This is a genomic window from Geodermatophilus chilensis (assembly GCF_002802985.1).
In the GTDB taxonomy this organism is placed as follows: Bacteria; Actinomycetota; Actinomycetes; order Mycobacteriales; family Geodermatophilaceae; genus Geodermatophilus; species Geodermatophilus chilensis.
In genome coordinates, this window is record NZ_NVPT01000191.1 from 1 (window position 1) to 8,686 (window position 8,686).

Here is an 8,686-nt window from a genome sequence, read left to right on the forward strand (position 1 = left end):
CCCGTTGATCACCTGCCGGTGATCGTTCCAACGGCCGCCGCGGCGCGGCGTCCGGTCCGGCACGAGCGGCTCCAGCCGAGCCCACTCCGCATCAGTCAGATCGTGACGATCGAGCACAGGCCAGGCCTACCGAACCCGCCGGTCAAGATCGCTGAGACACGCCCTAGCCCCGCAGACCCCCGCCGTCAGCCGACCGCCGGGCGGTCCGGGCCGGGACGCCCTACCGTCGCGGAGCGTGGGCGAACGCGTGGTCGTGATCGGTGGGGACGCCGCGGGTGGCAGTGCCGCGTCGCAGGCGAAGAAGCGACGTCCGGAGCTCGACGTCGTCATGTTCGAGCGGGGTCGCGCGACGTCGTACTCCGCGTGCGGCATCCCGTACTGGATCAGCGGCGTCGTCGACTCCGAGGCCGACCTCATCGCCCGCACGCCCGAGCAGCACCGCGCGATGGGCATCGACGTCCGGATGCGGACCGAGGTCACGGGCATCGACCTCGACCGGCGCGTCGTCCACTGGCGCGGTCTGGAGGACGGCGGTAGCGGCGTCGAGCCGTTCGACCAGCTGGTGTACGCCACCGGCAGCGTCCCCATGCGGCCGCCGGTGCCCGGCATCGACGCGACCGGGGTGCACGGCGTCCAGGTGCTCGACGACGGCGCGGCGCTGCGGGCGGAGCTCGACGGCGGGGACGTCCGCCGGGTGGTCGTGATCGGCGGGGGCTACATCGGCCTGGAGATCGCCGAGGCCTGCCGGGTGCGCGGGCTCGAGGTCACCGTCGTCGACATGTCGGCCACCCCGGTCGGCACCTTCGATCCCGACGTCGGCGAGTACATCGCCGAGGCGGTGCGCAAGGAGGACATCGAGCTGGTCCTCTCGGACCCGGTCGCGGCGATCGAGACCGACGCCGGCGGCCGGGCCCGGGGCGTGGTGACCGTGAGCGGCCGGGAGCTGCCCGCCGACCTGGTGGTCCTGGGGCTGGGCGTGCGGCCGGCAGTCCGGCTGGCCGAGGAGGCCGGCATCCCGCTCGGGGTCTCCGGGGGCGTCGCGGTCGACGCGCGGATGCGCACCCCGGTCGAGGGGGTCTGGTCCGCCGGCGACTGCGTCGAGTCGGTGCACCGGCTCTCCGGCCAGCGGGTGGTGGTCGCCCTGGGGACGCACGCCAACAAGCAGGGCCGGGTGGCCGGGATCAACATCGGCGGTGGCTATGCCACGTTCCCCGGCGTCATCGGCACCGCGATCACCCGGATCTGCGAGCTGGAGGCGGCCCGCACCGGGCTCTCGGCCGCCGAGGCCGAGGCGGCCGGGTACGAGTTCGTCACCGCCGTCGTCGACTCGACGACCAAGGCCGGCTACTTCCCGGGCGCGCAGCCCATCCGGCTCAAGATGATCGCCGAGCGGCGCAGCGGGCGGCTGCTCGGCGCCCAGGTCGTCGGCCGGGAGGCGGCGGCCAAGCGCGTCGACGCGCTGGCGGTCTGCATCTGGAACGAGATGGGCGTCGACGAGATCCTCTCGCTCGACCTCTCCTACGCCCCACCGTTCGCACCCGTCTGGGACCCGGTGCTCATCGCCGCGCGCAAGGCCTTCGAGGCGGTGGAGGCCGACGTCCGGCTGCTCTGACGGGTGGGACCCGCCGGAGCAGCCGGACGCGGGATCAGGCGGGGTCGACCCGGTCGGCCTGGCGGCCGCGCTGGCCCTCGCTGGCCTCGAACTCGACCCGCTGGCCCTCGTCGAGGCTGCGGTAGCCGCCGCGGTCGGCGATCGCCGAGTAGTGCACGAAGACGTCCGGGCCGCCGTCGTCGGGCTCGATGAACCCGAAGCCCTTCTCCGCGTTGAACCACTTCACCGTGCCGTTGGCCTGGCCCCCGCCCGAGGGACGGCGACCCGCCCCGGCGCCGCCGCGGCCGGTGTCCCGGCCGGCGTCGCGGGACCCGCCCGCGTCGCGGTCCCGGTACCCGCCCGAGTCACGGTCGCGGTAGCCACCGGAGTCGCGGTACCCGCCGCGGTCGCGGTCGGCGTACCCGCCGCCGTCCCGGTCGCGGTACCCGCCACCCCGCGGGCCGGCGTCCCGGGAGCCGCCGCGCTCGGCCGACCGCACGTCCTCGGCCTGCGGACCGCGCTGGCCCTGGGTGACGTCGAACTCGACCCGCTGGCCCTCCTCGAGGCTGCGGAACCCGCCGCGGTCGGCGATCGACGAGAAGTGCACGAACACGTCCGGCCCGCCGTCGTCGGGCTGGATGAACCCGAAGCCCTTGTCGTCGTCGAACCAGGAGACCGTGCCGGTGGCACGCCCACCGCGCGACGGCCGGCCGCCGTCCCGCCCGCGGTCGCGGTCGCCCCCGCGGCCCCGGTCGTCGTCCCGGCCCCGGCCCCGATCGTCGTCCCGAGCCCTGCTCCGGTCGTCGCGCCCGCGCTCCTGGCGCCGCGGGGCGCCACCGACCGGCCGCACCGAGTCGGCCTGCGGACCGCGCTGGCCCTCACTGGCCTCGAACTCCACCTGCTGGCCCTCGTCGAGAGTGCGGAACCCGCTCTCGTCGGCGATCGCGGAGAAGTGGACGAACACGTCACGCCCTCCGTCGTCGGGTGCGATGAACCCGAAGCCCTTCTCGGCGTTGAACCACTTCACCGTGCCCTGCGGCATCCACGTGCTCCTGCACTGCTCGTCGCCGGCGGGCCCGTCCCACCGGCCGTCCTCCGGCCCCGCCGTCCCGGAGGGAGACGCGGCCGCACCCTCTAGCCTCCCTCACCCGGCGCGCGTCCGGGCGGGCACCCGGCAGGAGACCGGTCACGTGCGCACGTCGCGTACCGCCGGTGGCGGTGGGCGTGCGGTCCTGCGGCGTGTCCCGGGTCCGGACGGGCGTGTCCCGTTATCCGGACGCCGGCCCGGGTACGGGCGGCCACTCGCACGGGGGACCCGACCGGAGGAGGAACGATGACGTCCAGCAGCGACAACCACTTCGTGGCCCAGGCGGTGCACGACCTGGGCTCGGCCCTGTGGTTCGGCGGGGCGGTGATGGGCATCGCCGGCGTGAACAAGTCCGGCCAGGACCTGTCCCAGGGCCTCGACCGCATCCGGGTGGCCGGCTCGGCGTGGAGCCGCTTCCAGCCCGCGCAGTTCGGCGGCATCGCCGCCACGCTGCTCGCCGGGCTCCGCCTCACCCAGGTCGGCGGCCGGCGGATCGCCCTGCAGCAGGGCTTCGGCACCGTCGGCGCGCTCAAGGCCGGCCTGGCCGTGGCCGGCGCGGGCGCCACCGCCTACGCCGCCTACAGCGGCAGCCGCATCGGCAAGGCCGCCGAGGAGGCCGCTCGCCGCGGCGAGCAGGTCGAGGTCAAGGACGCGACCCTGCCCAGCCAGGGCACCCCGCCGGAGGTCGCGAAGTGGCAGAGCCGGCAGCGGGTGACGCAGTTCCTCGTGCCCGCGCTGGCCGGTGCCAACATCGTGTGCAACTCGTGGCTCGTGCAGTCCTACCGCGCCGGGGCGACCGCCAAGGGCGTGCTGCGCCGGCTGCTGCCCGACTGAAGAAGGCCCACCCTTCCCGGGGCCCCTCGCACACTCGGCGAGGGACCCGGGAGACCGGCTGCAACCGGCTGCAACGCTCCGGGGACCGGGCGGTCCGGGGTGTCCTGTCGGCAACCTCCCGCGCGGGGGTCCACCGACGGACGGAGACACGCCATGAAGGCAGCCCGGTTCCACGGTCGCGGCGACATCCGGGTCGAGGAGGTGCCCGACCCCCGGGTGCGCCCCGGCACGGTCGCCGTCGAGGTCGAGTGGTGCGGCATCTGCGGCACCGACCTGCACGAGTTCCTCGAGGGCCCGATCTTCGTGCCGACGCCCGAGGCGCCGCACCCGCTGACCGGGGAGGGCATGCCGGTGACCCTCGGCCACGAGTTCGCCGGCGTGGTGGCGGAGGTCGGCCCGGGTGTGGACGACGTGCGGGTGGGCGACCGGGTGGTCGTGGAGCCCTACGTGGTCTGCGGTCGCTGCGACGCCTGCCAGCAGGGCCGCTACAACGTCTGCCGCACCCTCGGCTTCGTCGGGCTCTCCGGCGGCGGCGGGGGCTTCTCCCGGGTACGTCGTGGCCGAGCGCCGGTGGATCCACCCGCTCGGCGACCTCGGCACGGACGTCGGCGCGCTCATCGAGCCGCTCGCCGTGGCGTACCACGCCGTCCGGCTCTCCGGCGCCCGGCCGGGTCAGTTCGCGGTGGTCTTCGGGGCCGGGCCGATCGGGCTGGTCACCACCGCCGCCCTGACCGCGGCCGGGGTCGAGCAGGTGGTGGTCGTCGAGCCCGCCGAGGCCCGCAGGCAGAAGGCGGCGGGGGCCGGCGCGGCCACCGTGCTCGACCCGCGGTCGGTGGACGTCGTCGAGGCCGTGGACGAGCGGACCGAGGGCCGCGGTGCCGACGTCACCTTCGAGTGCGCCGGTGTCGACCAGGTGCTCGCGACGGCCATCCGCTCGACCCGGGCCGGCGGCACCTGCGTCAACGTCGCGATCTGGGGACACGCGGCCCAGGTCGCGATGAACGACCTGGTGTTCCGCGAGGTCAGCGTGCTCGGCAGCCTCGCCTACGCGCACGACCACCCGGCGACGATCGAGATGGTCGCCAGTGGCCGGATCGACCCGTTCCAGTTCATCACCGGCCGGATCGGCCTCGACGACATCGTCGAGCAGGGGTTCCGCGAGCTGATCGACAACAAGGAGGAGAACGTCAAGATCCTGGTGCAGCCCCGATGACGACGTCCCAGGGCCGGATCGTCCAGCCGGTCACCAGGCCGTTGACGACGTAGGGGTCGGACTCGGCGAAGCGCTCGACCACCTCGCGCGGCGCCGTCCACACCAGCAGGGCGCGGTCGTACGGGTCGGGCAGCGCGCCGGCCATGACCAGCTCGCCGCGCTCGTGGGCGGCCCGGGCGAGCGCCAGGTGGTCGGCCCGCAGCGCCGCGCGGCGCTCGAGGTAGTCGTCGGCGAGCGTGTACTCCAGGACGCTGTACCGGGCGGGAGGGGGCACGCCGGGAGTCTCCCAGGCGGGGGTCAGCGCAGCGCGGTCGACAGCCGCACGGTGACGCCGTCGGGCCCGGAGCTGATGTCGACGTGGTCGCACAGCTGGCGGGCCAGCCACACGCCCATGCCGCCGCGCGAGAGGTCCTCGCCGTGGGCCGGGCCGTAGCCGGCGAACGGGTCGTCCAGGCCCGGCCCGTGGTCGGTCACGCTGCACACCACCCGGTCGGCCGACGTCCACAGCCGCAGGCCCACCGGCGGCCCGCCGTGCCGGACGGCGTTGGACGTCGTCTCGTCGACCGCCAGCAGGAAGTCCTCGACCGCCTCGCGCGGGCCACCGACGGCGGCCAGCTCGGCGGCGACGGCGTGCCGCAGCGCGATCGGGTCGGCGACGTCGTCGACGGCCAGCCGCGGCAGGGTCGCCTGCAGCGGTTCCACCGGCACCGGCAGCCCGCGCAGGTACCCGGCCGGGTCGACGAAGCGCGGGTTGGGCGTGCGGGTCCGGCCGACGACGACGGTGGGGTGGGTCCGGGCGACCGACTCGAGCACCGGCTCGGGCAGCCGCGTGGTGTCGAAGACGCACAGCCCCCACAGCGGCCAGGGCCCCAGCGCGTCGTTGACCACCGCCTCGTAGCGCTGCCACTCCAGCCACTCGCGTTCGGTGCGGCCGAAGTCGGTCTCGCCGACGACCCGAATGCGTGGCGCCCCGGCGGCCGAGAGCTCGTCGGCCAGCCGCCGGAACTCGGTCACCGCGGCGGGCGTCCGCCGGGCGTAGCTGGCGCCCCGCTCGACCACGCGGACCCGCTCGTCGCCGTCCACGGCCTGGCGGACGACGTCGGCGGTGGCGGGGGACGCGGCGACGACGACGGCGTCCCCGGCGGCCAGGCCCTCCCGGATGAAGGGGACCGTCGCGACGGCCAGCTCGTCGGGGGAGGAGAAGAACAGCGCGTCGTGCCGGTAGCGCGGGCCGGAGGCGGGTGGGACCCCGTGCGGAAGCGCCGTGTCCACCTGTCCGTCCCCTCGCCTGCAGCCGGTTGTTGCCGTCCCACGGTAGCCACGTCGGCGCACGGGCCGCTCGCGGACACGGGGCGATGTCGCCCACGCGGGGACCGCGCGGCGGGCGCACCATGGCGGGGTGACCGGCGCAGGAGGATACGTCGCACTCGGCGACTCCATCTCGATCGACGACTACTCCGGCGGCCCGGGTCGTGGCGGGGCCAGCCTGCTGTTCGCCAACCGGGACGACGACTTCCCCGAGTGGCGCGGGCGGGACCTGCGCAGCACCGCCCCCGGGACGACGTTCACGCTGCTGGCGACCGACGGTGCGACCACCGGCACGCTGCTGGACCGGCAGCTGCCCCGGTTCGCGGCGCTGCCGGCGCGGCCCGGTCTGGTCACGCTGACCATCGGCGGGAACGACCTCCTCGGCGCCTACGGGGACACCGCGGGGGCCCGTGCCGTCGTCGCCCGCGTCACGGCGGCGCTCGACCGGGCGCTGGTCGCGATCGCCGCGGCCCTGGCCCCGGACGGCCGGGTCGTCGTCGGCACGGTGTACGACCCCAGCGACGGCACCGGTGACGCCGCGCGGCTGGGCCTGCCGCCCTGGCCGGACGCCGTCGCGCTGATCGCCGAGCTCAACGACGGGCTGCGCCGGACGGCGGCCCGGCACGGCGCCGCGGTGGCCGAGATCGCCGAGCACTTCCGCGGCCACGGGCTGGCGGCCGGGGACCCGCGGCGCCCCGAGGCCCGGCCGGAGCAGCGGGACCTGTGGTTCTGCTCCCTGATCGAGCCCAACGCCTGGGGAGCCGGCGGCGTCCGCGCGGCCTTCTGGGCGGCCCTGAACGGCGGCGGCTGACGGTGGACGACCCGCATCCGGCGTGGACCCGCCGGCGACTGCTGGCCGCCGCGGGGGCGCTCGCGGGCACAGCCCTGCTCGCCGGCTGCGGGGTGCAGTTGCCGGGGTCAGGGGTGCAGTTGCCGAGGTCACCGGCGGACCCGGCCGCCGGCCTCACCGCCCGCCCGCAGCCGGAGCCGACCGGCGCGCTCCCGGCGCCGGGGACCCAGCCGCTGGACCTGGGGGTCGAGCGGCCGCCGCTGCTGCACGTGCCGCCCGGACTCGCCGCGGGCGGCGCGGCGCCGCTCGTGGTCGCCCTGCACGGCGCCGGCGGCGACGCCGAGGCGGGCCTCGGCGTCCTCGGTGGCCTGGCCGACGAGCGGGGCCTGCTCGTCCTCGCACCGGCCTCCCGCGGGTCGACGTGGGACGCGGTCACCGGTCGCCCCGGCGAGGACGCCGCGCTGCTCGACCGGGCCCTGGCGCAGGTGTTCGCGACCGTGCCGGTGGACCCGGAGCGCGTCGCCGTGGCCGGGTTCTCCGACGGCGCCTCCTACGCGCTGGGCCTGGGCCTGGCCAACGGGGACCTGTTCGGCCGGGTGGTCGCCTTCTCCCCGGGCTTCGTCGCCGGTCAGGCGCGGGTGGGGGAGCCGGCGGTGTTCGTGTCGCACGGGGACGCCGACGACGTCCTGCCCGTCGAGCAGACCAGCCGGCGCATCGTGCCGGCCCTCCGCGAGGAGGGCTACGACGTCACCTACCGGGAGTTCGCCGGCGGGCACGCCGTCCCGCCGGAGGTGGCGGCGGAGGCGGTGGACTGGCTCGGCGGAGGCTGACGGCACGCCGCTCGGGGGCGCGGGCGGGCGGCGACGGGCGTAGCGTCCGCAGGCACCTCCACTTCCGGGGGATCGAGTTCCGGGGGAGCCGATGGCCCTCAGACGCCGGATCGGCAGCGCGCTCGGCGCGGCCGCGGCGCTGGCCGGTGCCGGCGTGGTGGCCGGCGCGGGGGTCACGGCCGGGCTCGTCGGCGGCACCGCAGGCCTGGTGCAGGGGGCCGCCCGCTCCTCGCTGTCGCTGGCCCACACGGCCGCGGTCACGGGCACCCGCGCCGTCGGAACCCTGGTCACCGGCGCGGACCCGCTCCCCGACGGGCGGCTGCACGACCTGCTCGACGCCGCCCGCGGCATGGTCGAGCCCCCGCCCGCGCGGCACACCCGCCGGGTCTGGGCCGACCGGGGCCGGGTGCAGGTGGAGCTGCTGGCACCGGATGCGCAGGAGGCCCCGGAGGTCCGCTCCGCACTGCGCCGGCAGCTCGAGCGGCTCGAGGGCGTGGAGTGGGCGACCGTCAACGACGTCGTCGGCCGGGTCCTGGTCGCCTTCGACGAGCGGCAGGTCACCGTCGAGGACCTCGTCGGCACGGTGACCGCCATCGAGAAGGCCCGCGGAGGGAAGGGGCTGCTCCCGGCGCGGGAGGACCACCCGGCCGACCTGGAACCGCTGCTGGCGGCGCTCGCCGCGGCCGGGATCGACCTCGTGGCCGTCGGCGTCGCCTACGCGGCCAAGCTGTCGCCGGTCCCGGCGCTCACCCGCCACGCGACCCTCGCCGTCGCGCTGCTGGAGTCCCAGACGTGGCTCAAACGGGAGCTGTACCGGCGTGTGGGCCCGACCGGCACCGAACTGGCCTTCTCCGGCGTCAGTGCCCTGCTGCACGCGCTCACCCAGAGCCCCACGGTGCCCGCGCTCAACGCCGCCGCCGCGTTCCAGGAGGTCCTGGAGATGCGCGCCCACCGGCAGGTGTGGCGGCGCCGCGAGTGGGAGCTGTGCCGCCCGGAGCCGGACGATGTCCTCGACCCCGCCCACCCCCGGGAG

8 protein-coding genes and 3 pseudogenes are annotated in these 8,686 nt (G+C 76.3%); 7 read left to right on the plus strand and 4 right to left on the minus strand.

Translation table 11 applies throughout. The features are described 5' to 3' along the window. Positions 1 to 117: pseudogene (locus CNO22_RS29400) on the minus strand (IS5/IS1182 family transposase); the annotation flags it as partial. 118 nt (positions 118 to 235) lie between these two features. On the opposite strand from CNO22_RS29400, the gene CNO22_RS23200 reads away from it, so the two are divergent. Beyond that, complete coding sequence (locus CNO22_RS23200; RefSeq protein ID WP_100501642.1) at positions 236 to 1,612, plus strand: FAD-dependent oxidoreductase; 1,377 nt, start codon at positions 236 to 238, stop codon at positions 1,610 to 1,612. Positions 1,613 to 1,646: 34 nt separating this feature from the next. On the opposite strand, the gene CNO22_RS30375 is transcribed toward CNO22_RS23200, so the two are convergent. Then, on the minus strand, positions 1,647 to 2,633 hold the full coding sequence (locus CNO22_RS30375; protein WP_100501643.1) for a cold-shock protein: 987 nt from the start codon (positions 2,631 to 2,633) through the stop codon (positions 1,647 to 1,649). Between the two features lie 291 nt (positions 2,634 to 2,924). Between CNO22_RS30375 and CNO22_RS23210 the strand changes: the two genes are divergently transcribed. The 3 genes and pseudogenes from CNO22_RS23210 (at position 2,925) to CNO22_RS29415 (ending at position 4,725) form a co-directional block, all read left to right on the plus strand. Further along, positions 2,925 to 3,512 carry a hypothetical protein gene (locus CNO22_RS23210; protein ID WP_100501644.1) on the plus strand — a complete coding sequence of 196 codons (588 nt, stop codon included), beginning with the start codon at positions 2,925 to 2,927 and terminating at the stop codon, positions 3,510 to 3,512. Between the two features lie 153 nt (positions 3,513 to 3,665). After that, positions 3,666 to 4,049, plus strand: a pseudogene (locus CNO22_RS30230) (alcohol dehydrogenase catalytic domain-containing protein); the annotation flags it as partial. Positions 4,050 to 4,068: 19 nt separating this feature from the next. After that, positions 4,069 to 4,725 carry a zinc-binding dehydrogenase gene (locus CNO22_RS29415; protein WP_232807286.1) on the plus strand — a complete coding sequence of 219 codons (657 nt, stop codon included), beginning with the start codon at positions 4,069 to 4,071 and terminating at the stop codon, positions 4,723 to 4,725. Here CNO22_RS29415 and CNO22_RS23220 read toward each other — a convergent pair. Both CNO22_RS23220 and CNO22_RS23225 read right to left on the minus strand, forming a co-directional pair. Next, on the minus strand, positions 4,700 to 4,999 hold the full coding sequence (locus CNO22_RS23220; protein ID WP_100501645.1) for a YciI-like protein: 300 nt from the start codon (positions 4,997 to 4,999) through the stop codon (positions 4,700 to 4,702). The two genes, CNO22_RS29415 and CNO22_RS23220, sit on opposite strands and share 26 nt — an antisense overlap. Positions 5,000 to 5,022: 23 nt before the next feature. Beyond that, positions 5,023 to 5,997, minus strand: coding sequence for a sensor histidine kinase (locus CNO22_RS23225; protein WP_100501646.1), 975 nt, complete (start codon positions 5,995 to 5,997; stop codon positions 5,023 to 5,025). A gap of 127 nt (positions 5,998 to 6,124) precedes the next feature. Here CNO22_RS23225 and CNO22_RS23230 point away from each other — a divergent pair, with 127 nt between their 5' ends. From CNO22_RS23230 to CNO22_RS23240, 3 genes and pseudogenes are all read left to right on the plus strand, one after another. Continuing rightward, the gene (locus CNO22_RS23230) at positions 6,125 to 6,844 is read left to right on the plus strand and encodes a GDSL-type esterase/lipase family protein (RefSeq protein WP_100501647.1); all 720 of its coding nucleotides are present in this window, start codon (positions 6,125 to 6,127) and stop codon (positions 6,842 to 6,844) included. Between the two features lie 2 nt (positions 6,845 to 6,846). Continuing rightward, positions 6,847 to 7,653, plus strand: a complete 807-nt coding sequence (locus CNO22_RS23235) for an alpha/beta hydrolase (RefSeq protein ID WP_100501648.1) — start codon at positions 6,847 to 6,849, stop codon at positions 7,651 to 7,653. A 91-nt stretch (positions 7,654 to 7,744) separates the two neighbouring features. Continuing rightward, positions 7,745 to 8,686 (plus strand): annotated as a pseudogene (locus CNO22_RS23240) (heavy-metal-associated domain-containing protein); the annotation flags it as partial.